Source organism: Dyadobacter sp. OTU695 (genome assembly GCF_038440355.1).
Classification (GTDB): domain Bacteria; phylum Bacteroidota; class Bacteroidia; order Cytophagales; family Spirosomataceae; genus Dyadobacter.
In genome coordinates this window covers 85478-101243 of sequence record NZ_JASATN010000022.1, presented here as the reverse complement: position 1 = coordinate 101243, position 15766 = coordinate 85478, and the positions used below count along the sequence as shown (strand labels likewise).

The window sequence follows — 15766 nt, the reverse complement described above, 5'->3', positions numbered from 1 at the left end:
GAAGCGCTTTAGATTACGGCCTTCGTGGATCCTGGGGAGGGGAGATAGTATGTGTCATGCGGAGAGGTGTTTGGTTAAAAAAGGCAATTTATATGATTTCGTCGGGAAGTTTCCGGATAATTTACAGGCCGGAGAATGTAATTTACGGGGGTCGGTAATGTTGGTGTTGGGATGATATTTATCTATCTGGGGAAATTGAGATGGGATCGGAAAGCCCGCGGGCCTGGAATCTGACATTTCGATGGTAATGGTACTGGATATCAGCAAAAAACGCAAGTATTGAGTGCAAATTTCTATCTTCGCTCATTGACCATTCTAAACAACGAACTATCTATGAAACACTTCAAACGTTTAATGGCGGCCGTCGCCCTTTCACTGGTACTGATCACAAGTTGCCAAAAAGACATTGAAAAGCAAAGCACAGTAAGCCCCACAGAATTGCAAAATACCCGGAACGCAGCGCGACTTTCCGCCGAATTGAAGGCGAAGTTGGACAAGGTGCGGGCATCATTGCCTGTTGGCGGCCAAAAAAATCAGCGTCAGAGCGCTGAGCTGGTATTGAAAATGCACCCGGAATACCGGAATCTGATACTCAAGGCGTTGAACTTAGTGGAGACTCCTTGCAACGACAACACGGCCGTAACGCAATGGCTGGATCAGCAACTAGCTGACTGGAACAACGAAATCATTGGTTATGTGCTCGACTTTGCAATGCTCGACCTGCCAACCTATGACGCATTTGTCTTTGAAAATAGCTCTGCCAACCAGTATTTCGGCATTAAGGGTGAGTACACCCAAACGCTTACTAAAACATTTAAGGATCTCAAACGATTTTGGAACATTCCGTCTGATGACATTATACTCGCAGCCATGCATGGTAACATGTTGCTTAACCGCGATAAAATCATCCGGACTTACGTAGCCGCATTCGATGTCGACGCGGCGACTGCTGCCCAGCTTGCCGACATTGTGGTGGAACTGACCAACGTGATTCCGCAATACAGAAAAGGTGATCACCCTATTTTTACATTCAATGCATTTGCCTTGCAGGGCTTTGATTATCCACCATTCGCCAACATTCCTGATAAGATTATCATGGGTGATGGAATTTTGGCAGCATTCACGGCAACCGGCTTTGGCGATGTGGCCCCTCAGGCAATACTCGCCCACGAATTCGGTCACCATATTCAATTTGAACTGGATTTGTTCGGCGATCAGGAAAGTCCCGAAGCTACGCGTAGAACCGAATTGATGGCTGATGCTTACGCCGCATATTATTTGGCACATTCGAGGGGGGCTTCCATGCAATGGAAAAGGGTGAAATTGTTTATGCAGGTGTTTTTTAATATCGGCGATTGCTCATTTACGAGCGATGGTCACCACGGAACACCAACGCAAAGAATGGCTGCTGCTGAATTTGGTTACAGCGTTGCCAACAGCGCTCAAAAACAAGGACAGATCCTGACCGCTCAACAATTTACCGCCCTTTTTGAGGCACAATTGCCGACGATCGTTTTGCAATAGAGCATTTGAATCCAGGAAATAATTAGGGAGGCCGTCTCATTTCACATTTGAGACGGCCTCTTGCGTCTGTCTGATTTAAACCCTGAAATGGAATTAGACCATTCGTTTCGACTACTTTTCTGTTTAAGTTAAAACAACAATTTTCCCGGCTCCCTGGTTGCTTTCCATAAATTCATGGGCTTCTACAATCTCCTCCAAATGGAATGTTTTGCTGATGGGAAGTGAGATTTTACCGGCTTCAATGGAATCAATGAACTCCTGAAAATCAGATGCAGGGCTTGTAATCTGCCCGCTATCATAGACCGTCAGCCGGACCGTTGCCGGGATAAATTCCATCGGTGCAAAATCTGGAACCGTCCAGGTTTCCGAAAGCATGCCTGTCATGCAACCCGTGCCGCCTGGCCTGAGGCATTCCAGCGAATCTTTCAACGTCGTTGCCCCGACCAGCTCCAATGCTTTATCGACTCCATTTGGGAAGATTTCGCGTATTTTTTCTTTCAGATGACCATCGTCGATCAGCACATGCGAGGCACCGTTATCCAACAACGTTTGCGCTTTGGCGGGGTTTCGTGTGGTAGCAATGACGGTCAGTCCTGCGCGACGTGCCATTTGAATCGCGAGCATGCCTACCGATGAAGTCCCGCCGCGGATAAGCAGGGTTTCTCCCTCCCGAATATCAAGTGCCAAATGCAGGGAACCCTGCGCCGTTTGGAACATTTCCGGAATCGCACCCAACGCCTGCCACAAAAGATTACTCTTAAATGGGCGCAGCAAATGTCTGGGTAAAACAGCAAATTCGGCATAACTACCATCGAAATCGCGGCCCATTCCACCCATTAATGCCAGCACTTGCCGACCTTTCTGCATTTCTCCGGATGGGTCCAATTCCACTTCTCCAACACATTCAATCCCCAGGATACGGGGAAATTTCACATTTGGTGAAAAGCCTTTCCGCGTCATGAGCTCCGAGCGGTTGAGTCCAAATGCCTTTATTTTTACTAATACCTGCCCTTCCTGCGGGACTGGCAAAGGTCGGTCTTCCAGGATGAATTGGCTCGCAGGGCCTGGTCGGTGAATGACGGCTGCTTTCATATGTTACGTTTCTTTCCTGACTTTGATAAGCAATTTACGGTCTCATCTTTTGCTTTCGGCAGCTCTGCATCGTCAAATCCCCGCCAGCATCTCATAAAACTTTGTCACGGCTTTCTTTTCGTAGGCTTCTCTGAGGGAAATGATCATAATAGTTCGCCTCATGTTTTTTCCGTCGATAGGGATTCCCACCACATCGGGGTCGTTGACGCTGGTTTCGCTGAGTATGGTGTGCCAATGGCCTGTTTTTACAATTTCAAATAGGGTGGGGATGTCGTTGATTTCCATGCAAACATTCGGGACGAGGTTTTTCTGGCTGAACGACTCGTCAAAAAACTGTATGCTATTGTTGCCGCTGAAAGGCAAAGCCAACGGCAACCCTGCCACTTCTTGAAGCGATATATTGGCCTTTTGCGCCAGCGTAGAATTTTTGGCCGTCACCAGCACCATATTAGCTTTTAAAAGCGTCTGATACTTCAAATGTGGCTCTTTGATTTCTTCGTGAAATGTCAGGATGAAGTCGAAATGATGCAGATTGAGCCTTTCGAGCAGGTCTTTGGTGGTACCGAATACAATTTTGATCTTGATGTTCGGGTATTGACTTGCAAACTGTATTAAGATTTTAGCGAAAAGAATTCGCATGGAATAGATTACACCAATCGTAATTTTCCCGGTATTTAAATTTTTCAGATCTTTTAAAAGCAGCAGTCCTTCATTCGCTCTGCTGATACTCTGCAAAGCATATTCACTGAACAGGTTTCCAGCTTCGGTAAGCGTGATTCTTTTCCCAATGCGATTGAAGAGCGGAACGTCCAACTCGTCTTCCAACTGCTTGATCTGCTGCGATAGAGTACTCTGACTGATGTTCAAAGCCGTAGCGGCTTCCGTGAAATTCAGTAACTCTTTGGCTTTCAGAAAATATTTGAGCTGTCTCAGTTCCATATTTCTAAATCGGTTTTTTCGATTGATCTCATCGAAAAATAACGTTTTGCGAATATAGGTAATATTTTAATATTTGCTCAAATAACTCAAAATGAACATTTTATATCCCTAAATGAAGTAACCATGAAATTAAGACTTTTTGTATCGTTCATCCTTTTAACGTCTTGCTTTGCTGTGTTTGGTCAGGAAAATCAAGGTTCGTCTGTTGCCGACAAAGGCTTGACAAAAGTGTCCGTCATGTACCCTTATGCCGAGGGTAAAACCTTCAACATGCAGTACTATGAAAGCACGCACATGCCTATGGTTGCAAAGTTTTTAGGATCGAACCTCGTTAAATACACCATCGAGAAAGGGCTTGCCAGCGGCATTCCAAACCAGCCACTGCCTTTCATGGCGATCGGCACATTCTATGTAAAAAACCTGAGCGAATATCAGGCGGCCATCGCGCCGAACAGGGACGCTATTCGCGCCGATTTTTCAAATTATACCAATATCACTCCCATTATTTTGGTAGGCGAAGTGGTGAAGTAACTTTCACATTATCAAGTATTCCAGGCTGCTACCTTCGTGAATATCGGGGTTGCAGCCTGGCAGCTTACCACTAACTCAAACGATTTGCTTGTGTCGGGCTTTTAGGGTAAATTCAGTAATCTGCTCACACCTCAGTTACGCACCCTTTCTCCTCGTTCAGTATGACAAGCAAATCTTTTTCGGCACTATGCCTCGGCGTAGTCATTTTGTTTTCCGCTGCTGTTTTTCGCCCCCATAGCAGTACAAACACGGGCATGGCCCGACAGGTGGGGGATATTTATCTGAAAGAAATGCATCGGCTGGACTCCATGCTCGTTGCGTACCCCAGCTACTTTTTGGATAGCAATTACGCCGCCAGAATCCGCGTTTACACCGACCTGGCCCGCCAGTTCAAGCGCGTGGAGCTCTTCTTCCTCTATTTTCATCCTGAAAAGGCATACGCTACCATGTGGCAGCCGATCCAGTCGACCAAGCAGCCCGCCGGGCCACCGTTACCGGACAATTTCCTCATCGCCGGGCCTTTGGGCATCGATACGGACTCGGTCGTCGCGAAATCCAGCAAGGCAGGCCGCGACTTTGAAAAGATGTTTATCACCCGCGCCGCTAGCAATTTCCGTGCGACGATGGCCGAAACACATTATTCGGAAGGCATTCTGCGAATAACAGACAGCCAGATCATGGAAGCCATGAAACTGCAACTGTTCAATATCAGCAGCGTGGGGCTGGGCAATGGTGATTTTCAGCTCAATCCCGTCAATTTGCCCTGTGTGCAGGCTGAAATAGAGGTTTGGAGTAAAATCATGAGGATATATCTGGCCGAGCTTCCCGCTTCTTCTCAAAAGCTGAAAACCGAGGTTAGCCGTTTGCTGGACGAAACTGAAAAGTATATGGTTGTCAATACGGATTTTGACACATTCGACCGGATGGAAATGCTTACCCGGTATCTCAATCCGCTGTGCCGACACCTTGCCGCGGTGAGAAAAGCTTTGAATATTCCAACGGAGCCCCGTTTCGCAGCACTCAAGCCCGAAGCCAACGGGTTGTTCGAAGCAGACATTTTCAATTTGTCCTTCTTCATGCCCGATAGCAGCCCTACACTTTTCAGGGAACGTGCCGGATTGGGCAAACTCCTGTTCTTCGATCCGATCCTTTCCGACAACAACGAACGTTCCTGCGCATCCTGCCACAAACCTGAAATGGCATTTACAGATGGTTTGGGAAAAAGTATAAGTTTTACGCTCGACCAGCTTCCCCGTAATGCGCCTACGGTAATCAATTCCGTTTTCCAGCCGGTGCAATTCTGGGATTCACGCGCCAATTCCCTGGAAGATCAAGCAGATTCCGTGATTATGAACCCCAATGAAATGCATGGAACCTCATTCGAAATCGTGACGGAGCGTATTACCGCCAGCGACGAGTATATCAAGCTATTCAATAAGGCATTCCCTGAAACCGTCAAACAGGGGATTTCCAGAAAACAGATTAAGAGCGCCATTGCGTCCTATGAGCGCACATTGGTTGGTCTCAATTCGCGGTTCGACAAATATATGAGAGGTGAAAAAGCAACCTTGACCACGCAGGAAATAAAGGGTTTTAATGTATTCATGGGTAAAGGCCGGTGTGGAAGCTGCCATTATGCGCCGCTGTTCAACGGCAGTCTGCCGCCCTATTTCTCCATTTCCGATCATCGGAGTCTGGGTGTGCCCGTGAAAGACACGATGAGCAAGTACGAGATCGACGCTGATATAGGGTTGCAGCATTCCAGCAGGAACCCGTTGTTTAAAGCTTCATTTAAGGTTCCGACCGTCAGAAATGCGGCGCTCACCGCGCCATATATGCATAATGGGATTTATCGGTCGCTCGACCAGGTGGTTGACTTCTATAATCACGGAGCAGGTAATAAATTTGGATTCCGGGGTATATTCCTGTCGATTCTACCCGACTCCTTGAATCTGGACGCCGCAGAAAAGAAGGCGCTTATTTCTTTCGTGCACGCGCTCACCGACACTTCGGGCACAAGCGCGAGGCCGGCGCGTCTGCCGGAAATCAAAGGCAGGTACGCCAGGCTCAACGAGCGGGTAATCGGAGGTAAATTCTAGGAAATGCATCCATTTTTAAAGCAAGATTTAAATCTTTGCCACTGTCCTCAAAAATTGGTGAACCGCTGACTTTGGGTAAACATCAGGCGCCCGGGGCTTTATAAGCTATGTTCAATCATCTCGTCATGCTAGCCCAAATGCAACAATGAACAGAAGAACTGCCATTACCCGCGCTGCCGCCCTGCTTGGAGGAGCGTTTTCCGCTCCGACTTTGCTGGCAATGAAGCGGTGGGAAGACCGCGTGCTCCCGGAAAGTTTTACGACAGAGTTCATACTGACCGAAAATCAAAAACTGATCGTCGCAGAAGTCGCGGAAATGATCATTCCCGTGACAACCACACCTGGCGCGAATGATGTGGGCGTTCCGGCTTTCATTGTGATGATGTTGCAGGATTGTTACAAAACCCCGGAGCATAAAAGTTTTGTTGAAGGGCTGAACAAGCTGGAAAAGAAGCAGTTCCTGAGCCTGAATGCTGAACAGAAAACAACCGTTTTGAAGCAGGTCGAGACCGATTCTGCCGAAGAGATGAAGGCATATCAGGTGCAACAGACCAAAATGGGTGACAACGAAGACCGGGAACAAATGGCGGCACAGGCAAAAGGACTGCCTTATTGGCGCCTGATGAAGGAGCTCACCATGCTGGGGTACTTTACCTCCGAGGAAGGAATCAAATCGTCCTTTGAATACGTCCCCATTCCGGGAAAGCTGGAAATGATCAAAATGAAGCCTAACCAGAAATCTTTCGCCTACTAGCCGCCAACTTCACCATGAACTTGAATTTAAAAGCAGATAAAACACATACTTTCGACGCGATCGTGGTCGGCTCGGGCATGACGGGCGGTATGGCGGCGAAAGAACTCACTGAAAAAGGCTTGCAGGTGCTCATGATCGAGCGCGGGCGGGAAGTAAAGCACATCGAAGATTACGACACGGCCATGAAAGGCCCCTGGGAATTTAAGCACAGGGGAAAAGTTTCGATCCATTCGGCGGAGGAATACTGGGCAAACAGCCGCTTCGGAACGTTGGCCAATGAAGAAACCAGTCCGTTTTTTACCGATGATAAAGAGAATCCTTACATAGAAAAACGTCCTTTCGACTGGATCAGGGCATACCACACGGGTGGGAAGTCCATGCATTGGGGGCGGCAGTCGTACCGGATGAACAAACAGGATTTCGAGGCGAATGCCAAAGAAGGCATTGCAATAGACTGGCCGATCCGGTACGAAGACCTCGAACCGTGGTACACGCATGTCGAAAAATTTGTCGGTATCAGCGGTCAGGCGGAAGGCTGGGAAGTTTTACCTGACGGCCATTATCTGCCGGCGATGCCTATGAGCGCTCCCGAGCTTTATTTCAGGGAGACAATGATGAAAAAGCTGAACCGGCCCGTTACGATCGGGCGTGTCGCTAACCTCACCAAGCCGCAGCCCTGGCATACGGATCTGGGCCGCGCATCGTGCCAGTACCGCAGCAAATGCGCCCGCGGGTGCCCGTATGGCGGCTATTACAGTTCACTTTCGGGCTCTATACCGGCAGCGAGGAAGACCAATAAGCTGACCGTTCTGCACGATACCATCGCCAGTGAGATTATTTACGATGAAAAAACGAAGAAGGCCAAAGGCGTTCGGGTGATTAATCAGCACTCCATGGCCGTCGAAGAGTTTTTTGCAAAAATCGTATTCCTCAATGCCGGTTCGATGAATTCGGCAGCACTTTTACTGAACTCGAAGTCGAACCGCTTTCCTACTGGGTTGGGTAATGACAGCGATCAGGTCGGCAGGAATATTATGGACCATCATCTCGGTGTGGGCGCAAATGCGACAGTCCAAGGTTTTGAAAACGACTATATTTTCGGTCAAAGGCCGAATGCATTGTACATACCGCGTTTCAGAAACTGGGGGACCGACAAAAAGGATTTTCTGCGCGGGTACGGATACCAGGGTGGTGCGAGTAAATCAGACTGGAAACGGGGCATCACAACGAATGGTTTCGGCGCCGGTTTCAAGGAAGATATGTCGCGCCCCGGGACCTGGACAATGGGTTTTGGCGGTTTCGGAGAAATCCTGCCCGATCCCTCCAACCGCATGTTTCTGGACAAGGAAAAGAAAGACAAATGGGGCATTCCCATGATCGTTTTCGACGCCGCCTTCGGTGAAAATGAACTGGCCATGCGAAAAGACATGATGGCCTCGGCCGTGGAAATGCTGGAAGCCGCAGGTTTTAAAGACGTGACCGGATTCAACCGGCAGGACACGCATCCGGGCCTGGGCATCCACGACATGGGCACGGCGCGTATGGGAAAAGACCCGAAAACTTCGGTGTTGAACAAATTTAACCAAATTCACGACTGTAAAAATGTGTTCGTCACCGACGGCGCAGCGATGGTATCGTCCTCGTGCGTGAACCCGTCCATTACGTACATGGCTATGACCGCGAGGGCTGCTGACTATGCCGTCTCAGAGTTGAAGCGGCAGAATTTGTGAGGCTTTGGCTTGTCCGCTTATGCATTGGGCTTGTCCGTAAATGGACAGAGGATAATCGGTTGAATAAATAAAATAGCCGTTTTAGATGCGTTCTGGCCTATTATTGGAGTTGGCCGGGTATTTGTACCACCGACTCAACCATGTATCAGAAATATATCAAAATCGCTTACCGGAACCTGACCCAAAGTAAGGTTTATTCGGCCATTACCATTTTTGGCCTCGCGCTTGGGCTTGCTGTCAGCTTGCTCAGTATTCTCTATGTGATGGATGAGCTGCGCTACGATTGCTTTAATCGGAAAGCCGACCGTATTTACCGCATTAACGGCGATATTACGTATTCACTGAAAGAAAGCAAAGTGGCTGTCGCGCCCACTCCGATGGGGCAAACGCTGAAACGGGATTTTCCGGAAATAGAGCAAACGACCCGTTTGGGGAAATATGGGAGCCATTTGGTAAAAAGCGGCAAGATTGCTATTCGGGAGCAACGCGTGCTCTATGCTGACTCGACTGTTTTCGATGTATTTACCCTGCCGGTGATAGCGGGAAATCGCAAAAAAGCATTAGCCGAACCCAATTCCGTGGTGATCACACAGCGGATGGCGCAAAAGTATTTTGGTGCTTCCGATGCACTCAACAGGACGCTCACTTTCGATACCGACCAGGTCAGGCGCGTGACCGCTGTTATCGCTGATATTCCCGCTCAGTCACACTTCCAGGCTGATTTTCTGCTGCCGTTGCATGAAACCGCGGAAGCTAAGGTGAATAAATGAGGCAACCATGTTTTTAACACCTACCTGTTGCTGAGGCCCGGAACCGATCCCAAATCGGTGGAAGCCAAATTCGAGCAAGTACTTCAAACCTATATGGATCCGGCGCTGCGGCGTTTTTTTCAAACGACGCTGGCAGAAACACGCAAAGCAGGCAACAATTTCAGTTATTCGCTGATGCCGCTGCTGGACATTCACCTCCATTCCGACCGGGAGGGAGAGTTGCTTCCAAACAACAGCGTCGAGTACATTTACCTCTTCCTGAGCATTGCTTTCTTTATTCTGCTGATCGCCGTTTTCAATTTTATCAATCTGTCGACAGCACGCTCGGCCAAACGGGCCCGGGAAGTGGGCGTACGAAAAGTAATGGGCTCTACCCGGGCGGATCTCATCGGTCAGTTTCTGGCGGAGTCCCTGCTGTTTACAATTCTTGCGTCAATAGCAGGGATCGGGCTGGTATACCTGCTGCTTCCGGATTTCAACAGGCTGGCCGCCAAGTCCTTGTCTGTTAGTCAGGTTGTGAATGCCTGGTCTGTTGGCTGCTTCGTTCTGGGAGTTGTTCTTACAGGCGCATTGGCAGGGCTGTATCCGGCCTTCTATTTATCTGCCTTCCAGCCTATTGAAGTGTTAAAAAGCAAGTCCTGGCTTGTGCCGGGGCGCTATAACCTCCGGGGATTTTTAGTCATATTTCAATTCGCGCTATCCATCCTGCTGATCATCGGCACGGTACTTATCCATCAGCAGCTCCACTACATACAAACGAAAAAAGTAGGTTTTACAAAAGATCAGGTAGTTGTTGTCAGGACGAATGAAACCACGGAATCTGATATAACTACCTTTAAGCAGGAGGTACTAAGGAACTCGGGGGTTAAAATGGGTGCGGTGAGTGGCTTTCTGCCTGTCGCGTCCAATCGTTGGAACGATATGTGGTATCCTGCCGGGACAACTGATCAGAAGCAATCGGTCAATATGCAGGAGTGGAAGGTGGACCCGGACTACATCCCGACGCTCGAACTAAAACTGGAGCAGGGTCGCAATTTTATGCAAGCCCGGGTTGCCGACAGTACTGCCGTAATTATTAACGAGATAGCCGCCAAACGTCTGGGCTATACTCAGCCTATCGGGAAAACGATTCACAAGACCGGCGGGGAGCAGTTGACGATCATCGGGGTGGTGCAGGACTTTCATTATGAATCGCTGCGGACGGCCATTGAGCCTGTAGCGCTGGTGATTAATGCAAAGACGCTGGGAGGTAGTGTTGAAAAAATGTCTCTGGACGCTGTCTCGTTTCGGTTGAGATCGGCCGACATGGCCGCTACCCTGAAATCGATAGAGGCGACCTGGAAGAAAACCGCCCCAGGCAAGCCATTTGAATACAGCTTTTTAAGTGATGAATTCGATGCGCTATACCGTACCGAACGGCGTATCGGGCAATTATTCACCGTTTTTGCCATAGTGGCTGTTCTGATTGCCTGCCTGGGCCTTTTCGGGCTTAGCGTGTTTGCGGCTGAACAACGGACCAAAGAGATCGGTGTACGTAAAGTGATGGGTGCTTCCGTAGCGGGTATTACCACTTTGCTGGCCAGAGATTTTCTGAAACCAGTCCTGATTTCCATCCTGGTAGCGTCGCCTATCGCGTGGTATGCTATGGACCGGTGGTTGCAGGACTTCGCTTATCGGATCGATATCGAGTGGTGGGTCTTTGCCTTGTCGGGCGTTTTAGCTGTTGCCATCGCCCTGGCTACGGTAAGCTTTCAAAGTGTCAGGGCGGCGCTGGCGAATCCTGTGAAAAGTCTGCGGAGCGAGTAGTTCTTGTATTTTGTGTAAAAACAAAAAATCCTCCCTGTTCAGGAGGATTTTGCTCACTTTTCGTTTATATCTGATCAGATAATGGTCACGTTCACCGCGTTCAACCCTTTTCTGCCTTCTTCAACTTCGTAAGATACGCTGTCATTTTCACGGACATCGTCTTTCAATCCCGACACGTGTACAAAAATGTCAGCTCCACCGTGTTCTGGAGCGATGAAACCAAAACCTTTGGTCTCATTGAAAAACTTAACTGTTCCTTTGTTCATAATTTTCTTTTATAGATTAATGCAAAGGTAAAGCAAATTTTTGATAGTAAAAATTTGCATGAATGAAATCCCTTCATTTTCACCCTGGTATGGGTAAATATAATCGCTTAGAGGCGATTTTTTCCAAAAATAACCAGTGCAATACCTCCCAAAATGGCAAAAGAAGCAATAACGAGGTTCCAGGTAAGGCTCTCGCCCAAAATAAAAATAGCTGCCGAAGCGGCGATGATGGGGACGGTTAGCTGCACCGACGCTGCCTGAGCGGCTTTGAGCGAAGGGAGAATGCTGTACCAGATAGCATATCCTACACCGGAACTGATACTCCCGGAGAGGATCGCAAATGTGGCGCCTGCCGAATCGATGGAGTCGGCAAAAGGAAGCAATAGCAATGAAAACGGGGCCGCTTTCAGAAAATTACCAGCCGTTGCTTTAAGCGGGTCGCTTTGTTTCCTTCCAAGCAGTGAGTAAGAACCCCAGGCTATTCCGGCAATGGCCATTAGCGCCGCTCTGTGTGGGGCAGGTGCGTGGATTCCAGGAGCTACCAGAACCACCAGCCCACTAAATGCGGTTACCAGGCCAACCCACTGGATGATGCGTAAATATTCCCCCTGGTATAGACCGGTAATGACCATGGTCGCTTGTACCGAACCGAACAAGAGCAATGCACCGGTCCCGGTGGGCAACTCCACATAGGCGAATGAGAATGCGGCGGCGTAAACCAGAAGGCTGAGAGCGCCTTGCCAGCTGCCGTTATTGCCGGGCCCACGTTTACGCAGTAATACAATCAGACCTAGCGTGCCCGCTCCGGCCAGGATGCGGATGATGGTGAAACTCGCCGGGTCGGTGGTAGTTTGAGTGAGCGCCACCCGGCACAGCAGCGAGTTGGCCGCAAAAGCACTCATAGCCAGCACCACTTGCAATATTACCCGTATTGGCAGCGGCTGAATTGGGTGGGCCATGGTGTTCAATCAGGTCAGGATTTCAGAACGGGTATTTCTCGCAGCTGGTTTTTTTGAGTTCAACCAAATGCAGCAGCTCACTCGAATAAATACGGGCGATGTTGCCCCGCGGAATAAACGAGTCTATTAGCGTCGGGTCATCGGAAAGGATGTATTCGTAGCAGAATTTTTTCTGGGCGTTTTTCAACGGCGAAAGTTCCTTCATATAACGGATATAGTCCATCTGGCCGGGGCGTTGCACATTATTGTCCGTCGCACTCCAGAAATGGTAATAACCCACATTCCTGCGAAACATCACGCCCACGTTCCGGTCGGTCGGGATGTGCGGCAGTAGCTCTTTAAAGCTGAGGTAGTTGTCGGGGTTGCTCAGGAAATAGGCCCTGTTGCGGTTCATGGAAATAATATTGGAGTTGCGGTCAAGATCGTAATAACCCGCTTTTTCAAGCAACGAAAATACTTTGGTCCTTTCGGCATAGTCCGGCCATCTTTTCAATGGATGGCAGTTGTCTTTGCCGGGAAATTCGTAGTAGTCGCTCAGGTATTTTTCGTAGATTTTCCCTGCCTCCGCGCTGCTTTCACAAATCGCAACGGGAATATGGCCCAACGCTTTTCGGGTCACGAAACTGATGGAAACAAGCTCCTTGCTCGGGTTGCCGTAAACGAACGGCAGGGAGGAGAGCAGCAATGGAACGATCAGGTAAACGGTTTTCCAGCGAAATTTAAGTGAATACACGCAGGCGATCATGATCGCGCCCATCGCAAACAGGGGCATCTGCGTGCGCGTGCTCCAGAGCTGGAACTTCATTAATGTACAAAACAGCAGAAAACCAAGTGCCGAGCACGTCCAGAACCATTTCACATCGCGGTTTAAAGGCAGGAACAAGAGCATAATGCCGGCACCTACGATCAGCCAGAAGTGTAATGTATTTGGAATCATATCCTCATGAACCGAGTATTTGACCGAAAATGGGTCCACGCTGAGATCAGGATCATCGATATCGACGCCGATGGATTCGTGAAACGACCGGATCTTGTCGTCCAGCATACGGTTGAAGCTCGTGTTGGGCAGACCGATGTTCAGTCCGGCATTTTTGACAACACTGGAAAGTGTAAAAACCACTGAATGCTTCTTGGCCGGGAGCTCTTCCGAAGCAAATCGCGTATCCCTTAGCGGGCTCATTACATGCCCGAAAAGCGAGTAGTTACGGTAAAAGAAAGGCGAAAATGTGATGGTGAGCAACGCCAATGCCACTGCAAGCACTTTCATGGCGTAAGCGAAACGGAACCGTACCAGGATGCGGACACCGAAATAGATGGCAAATGGTATGGCAAAGATCAGGATCGTATATTTTGAAAAGCCACCGAATGCCAGCGACTGCATCATCGCCACAAGCGCCAGTGCCGATTTTTTTTCAAGTAATTCAAAACCGAAATACACGAATGCGATGAAGAAAAAGCATCCGCAAAGGTCGACTTGTGTGCTGGTACTTTCAAAAATCGCTATCGGCAATGTCAGGAAGCAGATCGACGCTAGTAATTGTCCTTCCCTGCCCAGCCCGAATTTTTTGGCTATCAATCCGATCCCGCAGATCGAGCCGATGAAGGCGCTGAATTGGATCAGGCCCGAGAACTGATCGGAGCCGGACAGCAGCACGGTATCAAGCACAAGGTATTCTGCAAATACATTGAGATATAACTGCTGCAAATGCATGGTAGGGAAGTGGTCCAGGTTACCATTGTAAATCCAGATCAGGATCCGGTTTAAATGGTACATGTGCGTATCAAAGTTGTTCGGCGCGGCATATATGGCCAAAAACAACAGCGGGGGCATGTATAGCAGCGTTATGAAGGCGATTACTATTTTATGCGTCGTTCCCAACCCGGTCAGGCGGAAGGCGTCTTTCAGTATGGCGAGTTTCCTCAGATCAATTTTCCCCGAACGATTCAGATAGTAAACCAATCCCGACACCCCAAGAGCTTCCGTTAGCCAGAAAACCAGTGCGGATGTTGTATTAATAATGTTGAAAAGAGAGGCTATTTCGTTGTAAATGAATACGATGCCTGCATTGGCGATCAGCGACAACAGGAATGACCGTCGCAGGTTGGTATAAACCCCGGCTTCGGAGGAGCGCAGGAAGAAGATCGCGAAAATACAGGCAAACGAAATCGGGAGTAAACAGATACCCATATACGGAATGAAAACGAACTGAAAAATAGCAGAATCCCCGTCTGCGCGGGTTCGTGCGTGAATTTTAGTAGTTCAAAGGTACGCGATTATTTTGGGCCCGGAACAGGATTTGTTAGTGTACGTGCGTAATGGGCGTACTTTCAACCTCAATTTCAGGAAACGACATTGCCCGGTTTGCCCGACTGAAAATTCTCCAGATTGTCGGCAACCATTTGTAGCAGCCGCTGCCGCGCTTCGAATGTTGCCCATGCTACATGCGGTGTGATCACGCAGTTGGGCGCAGATAGCAATGGGTTACCGGCCTTTGGCGGTTCCACCGACAGTACATCCAGTCCGGCTGCGGCGATAGTGCCGTTTTGAAGTGCATCGGCAAGGTCCTGCTCGTGGATAAGCGGCCCACGGCCCGTGTTCAGCACAATGGCGCCCGGTTTCATTTTTGAAAGGCTTTCCCGGTTGATAATTTCCCTTGTTTCGTCGGTAAGCGGGCAATGCAGGCTTATGACGTCGCTTTGGCTGAAAATTTCATCGAGCGATACCATTTCTACCCCGTCCGTCGGCACCGGGTGTTTCCGGTATGCGATCACCTTCATTCCGAAAGCGGCAGCAATCTTCGCAACCTGCGAACCGATATCCCCGAGACCGATCAGCCCCATCGTTTTTCCTGCCAGTTCGGTAAGCGGCGTTTTCCAGTAGCAGAAATCGGCGGAAGCGGCCCAGTCACCTGCAAATACGCTTTGGCTATGCGTTTCAACGCGATTTACGATCGCCAGTAGCAATGCGAAAGTCTGCTGCGCGACCGAAGCCGGGCCGTATGCTTTCACATTGGTGACGGTAATGCCGTGTTTTCTGGCTGCGTCAATATCGATATTATTGAAACCCGTAGCCATTACGCCGATATACCTGACTTTTGGCAGTTGCGCCAGCGTTTCCTCTGAAAGTACTACCTTATTAACCAGCAATATTTCCGCGTCCTTCGCACGCTCCACGATTTCTTCTCTGGCCGAACGGTCATAAATGCTCACATTTCCCAGTTTTTCAATCGGCGCCCAGTCCTGGTCACCGGGGTTCAATGTATATCCGTCGAGAATTACGATGTTCATGAAATCAG

At 49.1% G+C, this 15766-nt stretch carries 13 protein-coding genes; 7 read left to right on the top strand and 6 right to left on the bottom strand.

Annotated features, from left to right (window positions below):
• Window positions 1-333 precede the first annotated feature (333 nt).
• The gene (locus AAHB90_RS27820) at window positions 334-1524 is read left to right on the top strand and encodes a hypothetical protein (RefSeq protein WP_342088532.1); all 1191 of its coding nucleotides are present in this window, start codon (window positions 334-336) and stop codon (window positions 1522-1524) included.
• A gap of 123 nt (window positions 1525-1647) precedes the next feature.
• Here the strand turns inward: AAHB90_RS27820 and AAHB90_RS27815 are convergent, their stop codons facing one another.
• Together AAHB90_RS27815 and AAHB90_RS27810 are read right to left on the bottom strand one after the other, a co-directional pair.
• Window positions 1648-2616, bottom strand: coding sequence for a zinc-binding alcohol dehydrogenase family protein (locus tag AAHB90_RS27815; RefSeq protein WP_342088531.1), 969 nt, complete (start codon window positions 2614-2616; stop codon window positions 1648-1650).
• 72 nt (window positions 2617-2688) lie between these two features.
• Window positions 2689-3555: a LysR family transcriptional regulator gene (locus AAHB90_RS27810; RefSeq protein WP_342088530.1), complete on the bottom strand. Its 867-nt coding sequence runs from the start codon at window positions 3553-3555 to the stop codon at window positions 2689-2691.
• 123 nt (window positions 3556-3678) lie between these two features.
• Here AAHB90_RS27810 and AAHB90_RS27805 point away from each other — a divergent pair, with 123 nt between their 5' ends.
• The 6 genes from AAHB90_RS27805 to AAHB90_RS27780 all read left to right on the top strand — a co-directional run bounded on the left by AAHB90_RS27805 (window position 3679) and on the right by AAHB90_RS27780 (window position 11245).
• Window positions 3679-4086, top strand: coding sequence for an EthD family reductase (locus tag AAHB90_RS27805; RefSeq protein WP_342088528.1), 408 nt, complete (start codon window positions 3679-3681; stop codon window positions 4084-4086).
• Between the two features lie 254 nt (window positions 4087-4340).
• The gene (locus tag AAHB90_RS27800) at window positions 4341-6185 is read left to right on the top strand and encodes a cytochrome-c peroxidase (RefSeq protein WP_342088527.1); all 1845 of its coding nucleotides are present in this window, start codon (window positions 4341-4343) and stop codon (window positions 6183-6185) included.
• A gap of 145 nt (window positions 6186-6330) precedes the next feature.
• Window positions 6331-6939 carry a gluconate 2-dehydrogenase subunit 3 family protein gene (locus AAHB90_RS27795; RefSeq protein WP_342088526.1) on the top strand — a complete coding sequence of 203 codons (609 nt, stop codon included), beginning with the start codon at window positions 6331-6333 and terminating at the stop codon, window positions 6937-6939.
• Between the two features lie 14 nt (window positions 6940-6953).
• On the top strand, window positions 6954-8669 hold the full coding sequence (locus tag AAHB90_RS27790) for a GMC family oxidoreductase (protein WP_342088525.1): 1716 nt from the start codon (window positions 6954-6956) through the stop codon (window positions 8667-8669).
• A gap of 140 nt (window positions 8670-8809) precedes the next feature.
• Window positions 8810-9439, top strand: coding sequence for an ABC transporter permease (locus AAHB90_RS27785; protein ID WP_342088524.1), 630 nt, complete (start codon window positions 8810-8812; stop codon window positions 9437-9439).
• Window positions 9440-9466: 27 nt separating this feature from the next.
• Window positions 9467-11245, top strand: coding sequence for an FtsX-like permease family protein (locus AAHB90_RS27780; RefSeq protein ID WP_342088523.1), 1779 nt, complete (start codon window positions 9467-9469; stop codon window positions 11243-11245).
• 74 nt (window positions 11246-11319) lie between these two features.
• Here AAHB90_RS27780 and AAHB90_RS27775 read toward each other — a convergent pair whose 3' ends face one another.
• The 4 genes from AAHB90_RS27775 to AAHB90_RS27760 form a co-directional block, all read right to left on the bottom strand.
• Window positions 11320-11511 carry a cold-shock protein gene (locus AAHB90_RS27775; protein ID WP_188935108.1) on the bottom strand — a complete coding sequence of 64 codons (192 nt, stop codon included), beginning with the start codon at window positions 11509-11511 and terminating at the stop codon, window positions 11320-11322.
• Window positions 11512-11618: 107 nt separating this feature from the next.
• A complete protein-coding gene (locus AAHB90_RS27770) occupies window positions 11619-12470 on the bottom strand; it encodes a DMT family transporter (RefSeq protein ID WP_342088522.1) in 852 nt (283 codons plus the stop codon).
• Window positions 12471-12492: 22 nt separating this feature from the next.
• Complete coding sequence (locus tag AAHB90_RS27765) at window positions 12493-14658, bottom strand: ArnT family glycosyltransferase (RefSeq protein ID WP_342088521.1); 2166 nt, start codon at window positions 14656-14658, stop codon at window positions 12493-12495.
• A gap of 152 nt (window positions 14659-14810) precedes the next feature.
• Window positions 14811-15758: a D-2-hydroxyacid dehydrogenase gene (locus tag AAHB90_RS27760; RefSeq protein ID WP_342088520.1), complete on the bottom strand. Its 948-nt coding sequence runs from the start codon at window positions 15756-15758 to the stop codon at window positions 14811-14813.
• Between the last annotated feature and the right edge of the window lie 8 nt (window positions 15759-15766).

What these genes read in the sequence shown, in the direction of transcription:
- AAHB90_RS27820 (WP_342088532.1), top strand. Translation starts at nt 334, where the DNA reads ATGAAACACTTCAAACGTTTAATGGCGGCCGTCGCCCTTTCACTGGTA.
- AAHB90_RS27815 (WP_342088531.1), bottom strand. Translation starts at nt 2,616, where the DNA reads ATGAAAGCAGCCGTCATTCACCGACCAGGCCCTGCGAGCCAATTCATC.
- AAHB90_RS27810 (WP_342088530.1), bottom strand. Translation starts at nt 3,555, where the DNA reads ATGGAACTGAGACAGCTCAAATATTTTCTGAAAGCCAAAGAGTTACTG.
- AAHB90_RS27805 (WP_342088528.1), top strand. Translation starts at nt 3,679, where the DNA reads ATGAAATTAAGACTTTTTGTATCGTTCATCCTTTTAACGTCTTGCTTT.
- AAHB90_RS27800 (WP_342088527.1), top strand. Translation starts at nt 4,341, where the DNA reads ATGGCCCGACAGGTGGGGGATATTTATCTGAAAGAAATGCATCGGCTG.
- AAHB90_RS27795 (WP_342088526.1), top strand. Translation starts at nt 6,331, where the DNA reads ATGAACAGAAGAACTGCCATTACCCGCGCTGCCGCCCTGCTTGGAGGA.
- AAHB90_RS27790 (WP_342088525.1), top strand. Translation starts at nt 6,954, where the DNA reads ATGAACTTGAATTTAAAAGCAGATAAAACACATACTTTCGACGCGATC.
- AAHB90_RS27785 (WP_342088524.1), top strand. Translation starts at nt 8,810, where the DNA reads ATGTATCAGAAATATATCAAAATCGCTTACCGGAACCTGACCCAAAGT.
- AAHB90_RS27775 (WP_188935108.1), bottom strand. Translation starts at nt 11,511, where the DNA reads ATGAACAAAGGAACAGTTAAGTTTTTCAATGAGACCAAAGGTTTTGGT.
- AAHB90_RS27770 (WP_342088522.1), bottom strand. Translation starts at nt 12,470, where the DNA reads ATGGCCCACCCAATTCAGCCGCTGCCAATACGGGTAATATTGCAAGTG.
- AAHB90_RS27765 (WP_342088521.1), bottom strand. Translation starts at nt 14,658, where the DNA reads ATGGGTATCTGTTTACTCCCGATTTCGTTTGCCTGTATTTTCGCGATC.
- AAHB90_RS27760 (WP_342088520.1), bottom strand. Translation starts at nt 15,758, where the DNA reads ATGAACATCGTAATTCTCGACGGATATACATTGAACCCCGGTGACCAG.